We start from the raw sequence: 14,802 nt of genomic DNA, 5'->3' as shown, positions 1-14,802 counted from the left end.
GTGCCGTCATGACTCGTGAACGAGACAGGCGGGTCAGTGCGCGACGGTCTCCGGCTGCCTCCGCTTGACCAGGCGTGAGACGGCGGTCGCGATCGCGACGATGACGAGGCCGAGCAGCAGCCCGAAGACGGCCGACATCGCGGTGTCGGCGATCCAGACCACGACGGGCCCGGCCGCCTCGATGGCGTGCGTGACCGCGTGCAGCAGGTCGGCCGGTCCGTGCCAGATCGTCTCGGCCAGGTTGGCGATCACCAGGTGGCCGCCGACCCAGAGCATCGCGACCGTGCCGACGACGCTGATGACGCGGAACACGCCGGGCATCGCGGCCACGATGCGCGCACCGGTGCGGCGCACACCTCGTGCGGGACTCTCCATCAGCCGCAATCCCACGTCGTCGATCTTCACCAGCAGGGCGACCGCGCCGTAGACGAGGGCGGTCATGCCGAGGGCGATCACCGCGAGTGCCGCGAGCGTCATCCAGACCGTGAATTCGGGATCGAGGCTGTCCAGCGCGATGAGCATGATCTCGGTGCTGAGGATGAGGTCGGTGCGGATGGCGCCGAACACGAGTCGCCGCTCGTCGCGCGGCTCGCCGTCGCTTTCGCCCCCGCCATGGTGCCCGAACCATTCGGTGACCTTCTCCGCGCCCTCGAAGCACAGGTAGGTTCCGCCGACGATGAGCAGGAACGGCAGCACCCAGGGCGCGAACGCCGAGAGCAGAAGCGCGAGCGGGATGATGATGACGAACTTGTTGAACAGGCTGCCGAGCGAGATGCGCCACACCACGGGCAGCTCGCGCGCGGGCGTGAGGCCCTGCACGTACTGCGGTGTGACGGCTGCGTCGTCGATGACGACGCCCGCGGTCTTGGCGCTGGCTTTGAGGGCGGCGGTGAGGATGTCATCGACGACGGCGAGCAGGCCGACCGACATGGGCATCTCCTTGGATGGGGGCGTGGACCTGCCGACGGGGCAGCGGTGACGCTGTCAACAGTAGCGCGGCTCCGGTGATTCGGGCCCGGGCCTGGGGCGTCGGGGCTACGCGCTTCGTGCGGCGCCGTCGGCCGGAGCGCCGGACCACTCCACCGCGAGAACGTCGAGCGAGAGGTTCAGCGCGCCGGCCAGTGCGGCGACCACCCCGAACGCCGGACTCGGCAACCGGCCGGTCTCGATCTTGCGGAGGGTCTCGGGGGAGATGCCCGCTTGGGCGGCCACCTCGTTGAGCGATCGGGTGCCACGCGCTCGCCGTAGGGACTCGCCGAGCCGACGACCGGCCTCCAGCTGCTCGGGGGTGAGCGGAGCGCGGACCATCATGCGGGACCTCCATCGACGGGCCGGTATTTTCATACCAGTTTCGGTATTATTATACCAACATGATCGAGCTCCACACCCCTGCCGAAATCGACCGGATGCGCGCCGCGGGGGCCTTCGTGCGCGACACACTGGCTGCCCTCTCCGCGCAGGCCATGGTCGGCGTGAACCTCCTCGACCTGGAGCGCGCGGCCCGGGCGGCCATTGCCGAGCGAGGGGCGACATCCTGCTACTGGGACTACGCGCCCTCGTTCGGCAACGGCCCGTTCCACAACGTCATCTGCCTCTCGGTGAACGACGCCGCGCAGCACGGCCTGCCCCACGATTACCGCCTGCGCGACGGCGACGTGCTGAGCCTGGACTTCGCCGTCTCGGTCGACGGCTGGGTGGCGGATGCCGCGGTCACCGTGATCGTGGGCCGGCCCGACCCCGCCGACCAGCGGTTGATCCGCTCCACCCAGGAGGCGCTGGCGGCCGGGATCGAGGCCGCCCAGCCGGGCAACCGCATCGGCGACATCTCCGCGGCCATCGGCGCCGTTGCGGCGGAGTACGGTTACCCGGTCAACCTCGAATTCGGCGGGCACGCTGTCGGGCGCACCATGCACGGCGACCTCTTCATCCCCAACGACGGGCGGCCCGGCCGAGGCTATCGCATCCGCCCGGGCCTGGTGTTCGCCCTCGAGCCCTGGTGGGCGAAGACGACGTCGCGCATCCGCATGGACGCCGACGGCTGGACCGTGCGCTCCGCCGACGGCAGTCGTGCCGCCCACACCGAGCACACCCTGGCCATCACGCCCGACGGCCCACTCGTGCTCACGGCCTGAGCACGGGCGACCCCTACCGCAGGATGCCGCGCTGCCGTGCCGCCGAGACCGCGGCCGTGCGCGAGGCGACGCCGAGCTTCGTGAAGATGTGGGCGAGATGGGACTTCACCGTGGTCTCGCTCACGAACAGCTCCGCCGCCACCTCGGTGTTGGTTCGCCCGGCGGCGACGAGTTCGAGCACCTGGATCTCGCGCGAACTCAGACTCACCTGCGGGGCGCGCATCCGGTCGAGCAGCCGCGACGCGATCACGGGCGCGAGCGCGCTCTCCCCGGCGGCGGCGGCGCGAACGGCGGCGATCAGCTCGTGTGGCGGGGCATCTTTCAGCAGGTAGCCGCTCGCCCCCGCCTCGATGGCTCCGAGGATGTCGGCGTCGGAGTCGTAGTTGGTGAGCACGAGCACGTAGGGTGCCGCGTCGAGCTCCCGGATGCGCCGGGTGGCGTCGGCCCCCGTGGCCGTGGCCGGGGCGCCGAACTGCAGATCGATCAGCACGACGTCGGGGTTCTCCCGCTCGGCGGCGGTCACCGCTTCGTCGGCCGTGGCCGCTTGGGCGACCACGTCGACGTCGCTCTCCAGCGCGAACAAGGCGATGAGACCGGCACGCACGATCGGATGGTCGTCGGCGATCACGAGCCGGATCATGCGAGCTGCTCGAGGGGCAGATCGACGGCGAGGGTGGTTCCCCGGCCGGGTTCGGAGTCGATGGCGAGCACCCCTCCGAGCTGCGTCACGCGTTCGCGAGTGGCGTGGAGGCCGAATGAGTCCGACCGCGCGCGCGAGGCCTCGTCGGGATCGAATCCCTGCCCGTCATCGGCGATCGCGAAGTGAACCTGGCCGCCGCCGACGGTGAGAGTGATCGTCGCGGTCGTGGCCCGGGCGTGCTGGATGACGTTCGCGATCGCTCCCTGGGCGATGCGCAGCAGGGCGGTCTGCACCTGCATCGGGAGCTCGAGCGCGTCGGAGACGCGCACCTCCACCCGGAGCCCGCGGCTCGCCCAGTGCGTCGCGGCGAGCCGGCGCAACGCCGCCCCGAGCCCGTGGTCGTCGAGATCGGGCGGCGTGAGTTCGCGGATGAAGCGGCGGGCCTCGGCGAGATTCGCGGCGGCGGTCTCCCGGGCGAGCCGGATGTGCTCGACCCCCGGTCGCAGGGGGTCGGCTCGTTCCGCCGCGTAGAGCAGCATCTGGATGCTGGACAGGCCTTGTGCGAGGGTGTCGTGGATCTCGCGAGCCAGGCGGGCCCGTTCGGCGAGCACTCCCGATTCGTGCTCGGTGGCCGCGAGCTGGCCGCGGGTGTCGAGCAACTCCCGCATCAGCGCCTCGCGCTGCTCGGCCTCCCGGGCCAGCGCCTGATAGCCGAGCCCGATCAGCAGTGCGACGCCCGCACCCACCAGGGGCCCCACCACTCCGCCGACGGTCCAGCCGCCGTGCAGGCCGAGCGCGGCGATCGCCACCACGGTGGCCGCCAGGATCGCGGCCGAGCCCCACCACCGCCCGAGCAGATGCAGGTAGAGGAAGAACAGGGGAAACACGAGATAGGCCGCTTCGGGGATCAGCCAGAGCAGGATCACCCACTCGACGCTCAGCACACCGAGCCAGAGCAGTCCGGATGCGCGCCGCCGCCCCGTGCGGCGGGTGACCAGCGCGCCGAGTCCGTAGGTGGCTAGCAGCACCACGGCGAGCCCCACGACCGCCGCGCTCGCCGCTGCGGGCGACAGCACGGCTCGGGCGACGACCAGGATCGTGAGGGCGGCGAAGAGAACGTGCAATCCGGTGCGCAGCCCCACGAAGACCGGGGTGAGCGCGGTGTGGGCCATGTGTCGAACTCTACGCGTCGGTGCCGGGCTGTCATCGTCCGAAAGAACGACTTCCCGGCCCACCGTCCGGGGGTCGAACGGTGGTCACGAGGCCGATGACCCGGGCGGCCGCGACGGCGAGTGTGGAGGGTGTCATCGCATCCGATGGCAGGAAAGGAACGCACCATGTTCGTCGCTCTCCGCGACCTGCGCTTCGCGAGGGGCCGATTCGTCCTCATCGGCTCCGTCGTCGCGCTGATCACCGTTCTCGTCGGGTTTCTCAGCGGCCTCACCGGAGGACTCGCCACCCAGAACATCTCGGCCGTCCTGGCCATCCCGGGCGATCGGATCGCCTTCTCCGCTCCCACCGCGGGGAGCGCGGGCGCCAGTTTCTCCGACTCGACGATCACGGAACAGCAGGCGGTCGCCTGGGCGTCGACGGACGGCGTCACGGCGGCCGATCCCATCGGGATCAGCCAGACCCGCGCCGAGGCCGGAGACGCGCGGGTGGCCGTCGCGGTCTTCGGCGTGCGACCCGGCTTCGACGCCGTGGCCCCTTCGCACGACGGACTCCTCGGCCTCTCCGAACCGGCTGCGAAGGATCTCGGCGTCACCACCGGCGACGACGTGACGATCGCCGGCACGGCTTACCGCGTCGAGGCCATCGCGGGCGACGGCTGGTACAGCCACACGCCCGTCGTGCAGATGACGCTGCACGATTGGCAGGCCTTCGCGGCCGCCACCGGGAGTCCCGGCGCCTTCGCCACAGTGCTCTCTGTCACCGGCGATCCCGACTGGGCCGCCGCCGACACCGCGAATGCCACCCTCTCCGAGAGCCCGATCGGAGCGTTGACCGCGCTCAGCGCCTTCCGCTCCGAGATCGGGTCGCTGCTCCTGATGGTCGTCTTGCTGTTCGGGATCTCCGGACTGGTCATCGGCGCGTTCTTCACGGTCTGGACCATGCAGCGCCGAGGCGACATCGCCGTGCTCAAAGCCCTCGGCGCGAGCACGCCGTCGCTGATCCGGGATGCCCTCGGCCAAGCGCTCGTCGTGCTGCTCGCGGGCGTCGGTGCGGGGATCGTCCTCGTGACCGCGTTCGGCGCCCTCGCCGGCACCGCTCTGCCCTTCCTCCTCAGCCCGGTCACCACCGTGCTGCCCGGCGTGATCATGATCGCGCTCGGGCTCGCCGGCGCGGCCTTCGCGCTCCGTTCCGTCACCTCCGCCGACCCCCTCACCGCCCTCGGGAGCAACCGATGATCCACCTCGACGACGTCACCCTCACCTTCCCCGACGGAGACGGCCGCGTCACGGCCGTCGACCACGTCACCCTCACCGCGCGCCCGGGGACCGTCACGGGCGTCACCGGGCCCAGCGGGTCGGGCAAGTCGAGCCTGCTCGCCGTGGCCGCGACCCTCATCCGGCCCGATTCCGGGCGGGTGGTGATCGACGGGGTCGACGCGACCCGGCTGAGCGCCACGGAGACGACCGCGTTGCGGCGCGGGAGCATCGGAATCGTCTTCCAGCAGTCGAACCTCATCCCGTCGCTCACGGCGCAGGAGCAACTCGCCGTGATGAACGAGCTCGGCGGCCGGGGCGCGCGCCGCGCCCGCCGAGCCGCGGCCGAGCGGGCCGACGCCCTCCTCGACGCCGTCGGCCTCGGCGGTCACCGCGACCGGCGGCCGCACCAGCTCTCCGGCGGGCAGCGCCAACGCGTGAACATCGCCCGCGCACTGATGAACGACCCGAGCGTGCTCCTGGTCGACGAGCCCACCAGCGCCCTCGACCAGGAGCGTGGAGCCGGCATCATCGAGCTGATCGTGCGGCTCACCGAGGAGCAGAACACCTCGACGGTGCTCGTCACGCACGATCTCGTGCACCTCCCGCGGATGCACGCGGTCGTGCGGCTCGTCGACGGAGCACTCGTCGACGGAGCACTGGTCGAGGGTGAGGTCCTCGGCCCGGGCCGCGCCTGATCGCATCGGCGACCGGCCACCCTGGCTGCCGTGCCCAGCTCTCCGCCGTGCTCGTCGTCGTCGGGGCACCGCGTTCGAACTCGGCGACTAGTTCGTGCGCAGCGAGAGGTATTTCGCGATGAGCGCCTTCGTCGAGGAGTCCTGTGAAGCGAGAGCCGCGGCATCCCCGTCGACCGCAGGGGCGATCTCGAGGGCGAGCTGCTTGCCGAGCTCCACGCCCCACTGGTCGAACGAGTCGATGCCCCAGATGGTGCCCTCGGTGAACACGATGTGCTCGTAGAGCGCGATCAGCTGACCCACCACGCTCGGGGTGAGTGCCGGCGCCAGGATCGACGTCGTCGGCCGGTTGCCGCTGAACACGCGGGCCGGAACGACCGACTCGGCGGTGCCCTCGGCGCGCACCTCGTCGGCCGTCTTGCCGAACGCCAGCGCCTTCGTCTGCGCGAAGAAGTTCGCGAGGAAGAGCGAGTGCACGTCGGCGCCGGGTGTGACGGCCTTGCCGTCGCCCGTCTCGTCCTTCAGCGGATGCGCCGGGTTCGCCACCGCGATGAAGTCGGCCGGGATGAGGCGGGTGCCCTGGTGGATCAGCTGATAGAACGCGTGCTGCCCGTTCGTGCCGGGCTCGCCCCAGAAGACCTCACCGGTGTCGGTGACGACGGGCGTGCCGTCCCAGCGCACGCTCTTGCCGTTGGACTCCATCGTGAGCTGCTGCAGGTAGGCCGGGAAGCGGTGCAGGTACTGCGCATAGGGCAGCACCACGTGGCTCTGCGCGTCGAGGAAGTTGGTGTACCAGACGTTCAGCAGGCCCATCAGCACGGGTACGTTGCGCTCGAGCGGGGTGGTGCGCATGTGCTCGTCGAGGGCGTGGAAACCGGCCAGGAAGTCACGGAACCCGTCGGGCCCGATCGCGATGGCGAGCGAGGTGCCGATCGCGGAGTCCACGGAGTAGCGGCCGCCCACCCAGTCCCAGAAACCGAACGCGTTCTCGGGATCGATGCCGAAGGCGGCCACCTTGTCGAGGGCGGTCGAGACGGCGACGAAGTGCTTGGCGACAGCGGCGGTGCGGGCCTCGTCGTCGTCGGAGATGGCACCGGATGCGCCGAGCCGCTCCCACAGCCACTGGCGGGCCAGGCGCGCGTTGGTGAGCGTCTCGAGGGTGCCGAAGGTCTTCGAGGCGACGATGAAGAGCGTGGTCTCGGGGTCGAGTCCGGCCGTCTTCTCGTAGATGTCGGAGGGGTCGATGTTCGAGACGAACCGAGCCTCGAGGCCCTCCTGCACGTAGGGCTTGAGGGCTTCATAGACCATGACGGGGCCGAGGTCGGAGCCGCCGATGCCGATGTTCACCACGGTCTCGATGCGCTTACCGGTGACGCCCGTCCACGAGCCGTCGCGCACCCGGTCGGCGAAGGCGTAGACCTTCTCGAGCGTGGCGTGCACCTCGGCGTCGATGTCGGCGCCGTCGACCACGAAGCCGGCCGCAGGATCGAGCTGAGCCGCTGCCTCGGTTCCCGGGGCGGGGCGGCGGAGGGCGGTGTGCAGAACGGCGCGGTCCTCGGTCACGTTGATGTGCTCGCCCGAGATCATGGCCTGGTAGCGCTCGGCGACGCCGGCGTCCTTCGCCAGCTCGAGCAGCTGGGCGAGGATCTCCTCGGTCACCAGGTTCTTCGAGAGGTCGACCGTGAGGTCGCCGGCCGGGAAGGTGTAGGTCTCGGCGCGATCAGCGTCGGAGGCGAACCAGCCGCGGAGGTCGGGGGCGAATCCGGAAGCGATGCCGGTGAGCTGCTTCCAGGCATCGGTTGCGGTCGGGTCGATGGGCGCCGATTCGGTCATTGCTTCTCCTGGGCTCGTTCGTCGCGGGCCGCTGCGGCCCGGTCGTGCGGTCACCCTTAACGTATCGTTCCCGGTGACGCACCGTCACCGTCAGCGGCGGGCGTCGGCTGCGGCCATCGCCCGCACGACGGCGTCGATCGAGGCGGTCACGTCGGAGGCATCCGTCGACCAGTTGCTCACCGAGATGCGCAGCACGTCACGGCCCGCCCACCGCGACCCCGACATCCAGACGGCGCCGTCGGCGATCAACGCCTGCGTCACGGCACGCGTGCGCTCGTCCGAGCCGAACGCCAGCGAGATCTGGGTGAAGACCACGTCGTTGAGCACCTCGACGCCCGGAACGGCGGTCAACCCCTCCGCGAGTGCTTGGGCGTTCGCGGCAAGGCGTTCGACGAGCTCGATGGTGCCGGTGCGCCCCAGCGAACGGAGCGCCGCCCACACCGGAACGCCGCGTGCGCGGCGGGAGAGTTCCGGAACGATGTCCATGGGGTCGGGGATGCCGGCGTCGTCGCGGATGAAGTAACTCGTGTGAGCCGTGAACGCCGACTGCATCGCGCCCGCCCGTGCCACGACGGCGACCCCGCAGTCGTACGGCACGTTGAGGGTCTTGTGCGCATCCGTCGCCCAGGAATCGGCCTCGCCGAGACCATCGAGAGTCTCGGCCCAGCGCGGGCTCGCCGCCGCCCACAGGCCGAACGCGCCGTCGACGTGCACCCAGGCGCCGTGTTCGTGCGCCACCCGGATGCACTCGCGCATCGGGTCGAACGCCCCGGAGTGGAGGTTGCCGGCCTGCAGAGCGACGAGGACCGGACCCTCTGCCGCCGCCAGAGCCTCGGCCAGCGCGGTCGGTCGGATCCGCCCCTGCGCGTCGGCGGCGACGCGGGTCGGTTCGCCGAGGCCCAGGTAGCGCAGCGCGAGCTCCACCGAGCTGTGCACTTCAGCGCCCACGAGCACCGAGACGCGGGGAGCTCCGGTGAGACCGTCGCGATTCACGTTCCAGCCGGCCGCCTCCAGCACCGCGCCCCGGCCGGCCGTCAGGCCCACGAAGTTCGCCATCGTGCCGCCGGTCGTGAAGCCGACCGTGCTCGTCGTGGGCAGACCGAGGAGGTCGAGGATCCAGGCGCCGGCGCGTTCTTCGATCGCGGCCGTCGCGGGTGTGGCGAAGCGCAGCCCGTTGTTCTGATCCCAGGCGCTCACGAGCCAATCCGACGCGAGCGCGGCCGGCAGGGTGCCGCCCATCACCCACCCGAAGAAGCGCCCCGAGCCGATGGCCATGAGCCCCGGTTCGGCGAGACGCGCGAGCTCGTCGACGACCTCGGCCGGGTCGGACGGATGCTCGGGGAGAGACCGCGCGAATGCCGCCTCGAGCGCCTCGATGCCTTCGCGAGGCTTCACGGGCCGCGTGGGAACGGAGTCGAGCCACTCGCCGGCGTGCAGCGCCGCCCGAGCGAGCGGTGCTCGATATTCGTCAGGCGACAACGGCACGCGCTCAGAGTACCCCTGCGCTCTCACCGGGGATAGGCTGCCCAGTCGTGATCAAGCCGCCCGATCGGAATCGGCAGCCCACGCCACCCCGAGCGCGAAGAGCGTCGACACGCCGTAGTGCGTCATCGCCGCAGCAACCCGCCGCCGCCCGGTTCGAGGAGTGACCCCGACCAGGCGCGACGCCGTCTCGAGAGTGATGCCCTGCCGCATCAACCGCAACAGCGGTGTCCAGCCGTGGCCAGAGGGCGAGATCGGGTCGGCGCGCTGCCACAAGCTCTCGAAATAGTCGCGTGCCATGCCCGCGAGCGCTGCGTGGCGCACGCCGAGCACACTCGTGGGGCGACCCTCGCCCCACTCGAACGGCACGGCCAGTTGATCCCCGTCGACCCAGAACCAGCTCGGCGGGTCGTCCAGCAGCCGGCACTCGACACCTACGCTGCCGTAGCGTCGCATCCGCTCCATCGCAGCCGGGTCATCGGCCGCCGAGGTGGGGACGATCACGTGCACCGATTCTTTGCCGGCGAGCGCCTGCACGAATCGCACGACGCGTTCGTCACCGGTGGCGAGGAATCGGTCGACTTCTGGGAGCACCGCGTTCAAGGTGCCGGAGTCGTGTTGCGCAGTGTCGTACCAGAGGTCTTCGGAGGCCTGAGGGCCGTGTCGCGTCAGCACCGGGACCAGATCCGCCGACGCCTCGCCCACCGACCATTGGCGCAGCATTCCCGGGAGATCGGTGACGATCTGCTCCAGGCCGGCGAGCACGTCGCGAGTGCTCCGTCGCAGTTCGGCGGAGCGCTCCGACACGGCGCCGGCCGCCCAGGCGGCGGGATGCGGGTAGCTCAGGCTGTCGCCCAGCCCCCCGAGCAGACCTCGGCTCCGCAGACGTTCGACGGCCGCGCCCGCTTCGTGCGCGGTGAGGTGCGTCAACGTCGCGAGGTCCTCGATCGTCGCGGGCCTGCCGCGATAGACCGCCGCAAGCACGGTGTCGTCATTCATGCCGGTCCTCTCGTCGCCACTCGCGACAATCGTGGCCGCAAGCGGACATGTCCGCAAGCGGTGCTTGTCGGCGGGTGGACGGATCCGGACAATGAGTCATGTCCTGAGGGGAACCGTGCCATGACCGCTTGTCTTGCCGCCACCGGTTCCAACGGACTGATCTCCCTCCTGCTCATCGGCCTCCTCCTCGTCGCGGCCGCAGTCGCCGCCTTCCTGGTCGCCGGGCTCGGACGTCGGGCACCCCGCTCGAACGGCCGTGCGACAGCGCTTCTTCTGGTCGCAGCTCTGGGCCTCGGCGTGGGCACCGGCGGGATCGGCGCGCTCGCCGGTGCGGCGTCGTTCGCCGAGGCGGCGGAGGTCGCGTGCGCCACTCCCGCTCCCGCCCCGGCCCCCGCGCCGCCGGTGATCGCCGACGACCGCGACGTCGTCTTCGACAGCGGCGGCGTGACCTTCCACGGAAGCTACCGGGGCCCGGTCGATCCGTCGGCGGCGGTGCCGGCCGTCGTGATCGTCGTCGGCACCGGCGCCGTCGACCGCGACGGGAACGCCCCCGCTCTCGCCACCGAGGCCTACCGGTGGCTGGCCGACCAGATGAGCGCGGAGGGGGTCGCATCCCTCCGTTACGACAAACTCGGCACCGGCGCCACCGGCCTCGGGTCGTTCGCCGCCGACCCCGACGCCCTGCTTCCGCTCGGCTACGACCGGCTGCGGGTGCAGCCCATCCGCGACGCGCTCTCCTTCCTCGCGGTGCAGCCCGGCGTCGACGCGAGTCGTCTGCTGCTCCTCGGTCACAGCGAAGGGGGCGCCGACGCGCTGGTCGTCGCGACCGACCCCGGAGATGCTCCCGCCGTGGCCGGCCTGCTGCTGATCGAGCCCGCCTACACGCACATCCTCGACATCGTCGCCCGCCAGTTCACGGAGCAAATCGACGCTGCGGTGGCCGGCGGAGCGATGACCGCACCGGATGCCGCGGACCTCGAGGAATGGATGTCGCACGGGATCGACGAGATCAGAACGGGCACTCCTCCCTACCCCGACCCCGACCCGGTGCCACTGCCGGCTGCGACGGGGATCACGGCCGTCTATCAGGACGCCATCGCGTCGAACATCTACGGCAGCGACCCCGCGCAGATGGTGATCACGCACGCCTACCGCACGGCGTACGGCAAGGGATACGACGCGGTCGACCCGGGCGAGCTGTCCCCACAGGTCACGGTCCCCACGCTCATCACCTGCGGCACGAAGGACTTCAACACCCCCTGCGGCGACGGAGCATCCGGCTCCGGCGTGCTGGCTGTGGCCGACGCCTTCCCGCCGGGGGTCGCGCAGTCGGTGCAGCTGCCTGACATGGTGCACATCCTGCGCGATGTCGGCTCGGCAGACGTGCCGGCGCCCGCCGATCAGATCGCCTACCCGTTCTCCACCGCGTTGCAGAGGCAACTCGGTGACTTCATCGCACAATTCACCGAGGAGCCGGCACGATGACGACCCGACCCGACGCATTCGATCCGCCTGCAGGCGATCAGCCGCAGCTGAAACGCACCCTGGGGGGCTTTCAGGTGTTCGCCATCTCCTTCGCCTTCATCTCGGTGGCCGTGGGTGTGTTCGCCACCTACGGCGAACTGCTGCAGACGGCCGGGCCCGTCGGCATCTGGCTCTGGGTGCTCGCCGCCGTGGGGCAGACCCTCGTCGCCCTGGTCGTGGCCCAGTTCGCGGCCCGCATCGCCCTCAGCGGGTCGTCGTACCAGTGGGCATCGAGGCTTGCGAACCCGAAGATCGGCTGGTTCTTCGGCTGGCTCAGCTTCTGGTACCTGGCGATCGCCGTCGTCACGATGGCCAACGCCATGGCGAGTCAAGCGCTGATGCCACTGCTCGGTCTGGACGCGGATGAGGGCGTGACCCGCATCCTCACTCTCGCCATCCTGGTGGTTCAGGCCGCTCTGGTGATCGCCTCGACGCGATTGTTCGGTCTGATCACCTCGGCCGCCGTCAGCGTCGAGCTCGGCATCATCGCGGTGATCGTCGTCGCCCTGCTCGTGGTGATGGCTATCACGAGCGGCGGCGACGTCGGCAACCTCGGTGCGCGTGGAGTGTCGATCGGCGACCCGCACTACTTCGCCATCGGAGGCGGGCTGATGGCCGGTGCTCTGATGGGACTCACGACGCTGGTCGGCTTCGACTCGGCCGCCAATCTGTCCGAGGAGGCCAAGAACCCTTTCCGGAACGTGCCGCGAGCGATCGTGGGATCGGTGATCGCCGCGAGCGTCGCCGGGCTGATCTTCTTGATCGTGCTGACGCTCGCGATCACCGACGTGGATGCCGTCACCGCCGATCCTTCGCCGGTCGCTGCCATCATCCGCGGCCAGCTCGGGCCGGTGTGGGAGCGCATCGTGATCGGCGGGATCGCCTTCGCGTTCTTCGGCGCCGGCATGGTGGTGATGGCGGCCTGCTCGCGCCAGGTGTTCGCGATGGCGCGCGACGGACGTTTCCCCGCCGCTCGGCTGATGAGCCGGGTGAATCCTCGCACCCGGACACCTGTCGCGGCGACGGTGTCGATCGTGGTGATCGGCGTCGTGCTCATGCTGGCGCTGCCCGGAGACGCCTTGAATCAGCTGCTCGTGGGCGGAACGCTGCTGCCCGCGTTGATGTACGGCGCGATCGTGGTGCTCTATCTCGCGGTGCGCAGCAAGCTGGAGCGTAAGGCGGGCGGGTTCAATCTCGGTCGCTTCGAGCTGCCCGTGACGATCGTGGCGCTGCTCTGGGTGGGTGTGGCCCTCTTCGTGCTCGTGACGCCGCCGGAGTCGCTCATTCCTGCGCTGGTGGTGCTCGGGCTCATCCTCGCGGGCGGTGCCTACTTCGCGTGGCTGATGATCTTCAGGCGCTCGGTGCTCGAGACCGAGCCCGACGGCGGAGCGGCGGTCGAGGGAGTCGAGACCGGGGAGACCGTGGGGGTCGTCGAAGTGGCGGAGACGGTCGAGACGGTCGAATGAGCGCCCGCGACGAACTCCCGGGCCGGGTCGTGCGACCGGGCGACGAGGAGTACGACACCGCGCGCGCATCCTGGAACCTGCTCGTGATCCGCGAGCCCTCTGCGATCGTGTTCGTGCAGGCGGTTCAGGATGTCGTGGACGCCGTCGGCTGGGCTCGCCGGAACGACGTCGCGTTCCGCGTGCGCAGCGGTCGTCACAGCCTCGAGGGCTGGTCGTCTCTCGACGGCGGTCTGGTGATCGACGTGAGCGAGCTGAAGTCGGTGGCGCTCGACCCGGATGCGCGAACCGCCACCGTCGGAGCCGGACTCACCCAGCTCGAGGCGGTGACCGCGCTCGGTGCGGCCGGTTTCGCGACGCCCACCGGGACGGAGGGCTCGGTGGGGCTGGCCGGCGCGACCCTCGGCGGCGGATTCGGGCTGTTGACCCGCGCCTTCGGTCTGGCCAGCGACAACCTGCTGTCGGTGGAGATCGTGACCGCCGCCGGCATCGGGGGAGCGGAGGCGATCACCGTCGATGTGACCCGCCATGCCGATCTGCTCTGGGCGCTCCGCGGCGCCGGCAACGGCGGCTTCGGCGTGGTCACGGCGTTGACGTACCGCATCCACCCCGTGCCGAGGGCCGTCTACCTGACCGCCCACTGGACCGGTCTCGGCGATCTCGATCGCGTGTTCGAGGCCTGGCAGAGATCGGCTCCCACCGCCGACGTGCGTCTCACGAGTCAGCTCGAGATCCACCGCGACGACATCACGATGATCGCGGTGTCGGTGCGCGCATCCGTCGGGGAGACGCTCGGTCTGCTGCAACCCGTGCTCTCGATCGGGCACCCGGAGGTCTCGGCGGTCGAGGGTGACTGGGCCGGCATCTACGGCGGCTTCCAGATCCCCACTCCCGAGGAGGCGGCGAACTGGAAGTTCGCCTCGCAATTCGTGACCACACCGCTCCCACCCGAGGCGATCGACGTGATCGCGTCGTTCATGGCGTCGGCGCCCACCTCCGAGTGCAACTACTTCGCCAACGCGTTCGGTGGCGTCGTGCCGACGAGCGAACCGCCCGGCGGGAGCGTGTTCGCCCACCGCAGCGCATTGTTCTACGCCGAGCCGGGCGCCGGCTGGGGGAGACGTGGTGGCGTGCCCGCACGCGACGACCCTCTGACGCCGGAGTGTCTCCGCTGGGTTGCCGCGTTCGAGGATGCTCTCTCGCCATTCGTGCAGGGCGCCTACGTCAACGTGCCCAACGCCGGGGCGGCCGGCTGGCAGCACTCGTACTGGGGCTCGAACGTCGAACGCCTGCGGCAGGTGAAGGCGGCATACGACCCGTACGACGTGTTCCGGCACCCGCAGAGCGTCAGCCCGGAGCCCGGCGGAGACGATCATCGTGCTTCGGCGACCCCCTGAATCACGGCAGGGATCCGTCGTCGCAGTCGGTGCTGCCGGAGGCCACGGCGAGGCGGCAGATGAACGTCTGTGCGCCCCGGTTGTAGCTGATCTTCATCTCCCGCCTCGTCCACCGTCTCGGTGTGATGTCGCCGCGGCTGGCGACTCGTCCCGACGGATGGTGAAAGAGGTCGAGGGATCTGCCAATGACGCATGGGCCCAGGTCTATGGA

Annotated in this window: 13 protein-coding genes; 6 read left to right on the top strand and 7 right to left on the bottom strand. The window is 70.4% G+C overall.

Going from position 1 to position 14,802, the window contains the following annotated elements:
- Positions 1-33: 33 nt before the first annotated feature.
- Both BLW00_RS12945 and BLW00_RS12940 read right to left on the bottom strand, forming a co-directional pair.
- Positions 34-930, bottom strand: coding sequence for a DUF808 domain-containing protein (locus BLW00_RS12945; RefSeq protein ID WP_092554839.1), 897 nt, complete (start codon positions 928-930; stop codon positions 34-36).
- A 105-nt stretch (positions 931-1,035) separates the two neighbouring features.
- Entirely contained in the window at positions 1,036-1,311 is a 276-nt protein-coding gene (locus BLW00_RS12940) for a helix-turn-helix domain-containing protein (RefSeq protein WP_407650970.1), read from the bottom strand.
- A gap of 59 nt (positions 1,312-1,370) precedes the next feature.
- On the opposite strand from BLW00_RS12940, the gene map reads away from it, so the two are divergent.
- Positions 1,371-2,132 carry a type I methionyl aminopeptidase gene (gene map / locus BLW00_RS12935; RefSeq protein WP_092554837.1) on the top strand — a complete coding sequence of 254 codons (762 nt, stop codon included), beginning with the start codon at positions 1,371-1,373 and terminating at the stop codon, positions 2,130-2,132.
- 13 nt (positions 2,133-2,145) lie between these two features.
- On the opposite strand, the gene BLW00_RS12930 is transcribed toward map, so the two are convergent.
- On the bottom strand, positions 2,146-2,772 hold the full coding sequence (locus tag BLW00_RS12930) for a response regulator transcription factor (protein ID WP_092554835.1): 627 nt from the start codon (positions 2,770-2,772) through the stop codon (positions 2,146-2,148).
- Positions 2,769-3,944: a sensor histidine kinase gene (locus BLW00_RS12925; protein WP_092554833.1), complete on the bottom strand. Its 1,176-nt coding sequence runs from the start codon at positions 3,942-3,944 to the stop codon at positions 2,769-2,771. The genes BLW00_RS12930 and BLW00_RS12925 overlap by 4 nt, the downstream gene beginning before the upstream one ends.
- Positions 3,945-4,109: 165 nt before the next feature.
- Here BLW00_RS12925 and BLW00_RS12920 point away from each other — a divergent pair, with 165 nt between their 5' ends.
- Entirely contained in the window at positions 4,110-5,180 is a 1,071-nt protein-coding gene (locus BLW00_RS12920; protein ID WP_092554831.1) for an ABC transporter permease, read from the top strand.
- Entirely contained in the window at positions 5,177-5,896 is a 720-nt protein-coding gene (locus tag BLW00_RS12915; RefSeq protein ID WP_092554829.1) for an ABC transporter ATP-binding protein, read from the top strand. The genes BLW00_RS12920 and BLW00_RS12915 overlap by 4 nt, the downstream gene beginning before the upstream one ends.
- 87 nt (positions 5,897-5,983) lie before the next feature.
- Here the strand turns inward: BLW00_RS12915 and pgi are convergent, their stop codons facing one another.
- The 3 genes from pgi to BLW00_RS12900 form a co-directional block, all read right to left on the bottom strand.
- Positions 5,984-7,726: a glucose-6-phosphate isomerase gene (gene pgi, locus BLW00_RS12910; RefSeq protein WP_092554827.1), complete on the bottom strand. Its 1,743-nt coding sequence runs from the start codon at positions 7,724-7,726 to the stop codon at positions 5,984-5,986.
- Between the two features lie 90 nt (positions 7,727-7,816).
- Positions 7,817-9,211, bottom strand: a complete 1,395-nt coding sequence (locus tag BLW00_RS12905; protein ID WP_092554825.1) for a pyridoxal phosphate-dependent decarboxylase family protein — start codon at positions 9,209-9,211, stop codon at positions 7,817-7,819.
- A 51-nt stretch (positions 9,212-9,262) separates the two neighbouring features.
- On the bottom strand, positions 9,263-10,207 hold the full coding sequence (locus BLW00_RS12900; protein ID WP_092554823.1) for a hypothetical protein: 945 nt from the start codon (positions 10,205-10,207) through the stop codon (positions 9,263-9,265).
- Between the two features lie 120 nt (positions 10,208-10,327).
- On the opposite strand from BLW00_RS12900, the gene BLW00_RS12895 reads away from it, so the two are divergent.
- The 3 genes from BLW00_RS12895 to BLW00_RS12885 are packed head-to-tail and all read left to right on the top strand — an operon-like array spanning position 10,328 to position 14,591.
- Positions 10,328-11,692, top strand: coding sequence for an alpha/beta hydrolase family protein (locus BLW00_RS12895; RefSeq protein WP_092554821.1), 1,365 nt, complete (start codon positions 10,328-10,330; stop codon positions 11,690-11,692).
- Complete coding sequence (locus BLW00_RS12890; protein WP_092554819.1) at positions 11,689-13,197, top strand: APC family permease; 1,509 nt, start codon at positions 11,689-11,691, stop codon at positions 13,195-13,197. Before BLW00_RS12895 ends, BLW00_RS12890 begins: the two co-directional genes overlap by 4 nt.
- Entirely contained in the window at positions 13,194-14,591 is a 1,398-nt protein-coding gene (locus BLW00_RS12885; protein ID WP_092554817.1) for an FAD-binding oxidoreductase, read from the top strand. Before BLW00_RS12890 ends, BLW00_RS12885 begins: the two co-directional genes overlap by 4 nt.
- The last annotated feature ends 211 nt before the right edge of the window (positions 14,592-14,802 follow it).

This window comes from Herbiconiux ginsengi (assembly GCF_900107435.1).
Lineage (GTDB): Bacteria > Actinomycetota > Actinomycetes > Actinomycetales > Microbacteriaceae > Herbiconiux > Herbiconiux ginsengi.
The sequence above is the reverse complement of the archived record's forward strand: the minus strand, read 5'-3'. Positions and strand labels throughout refer to the sequence as shown.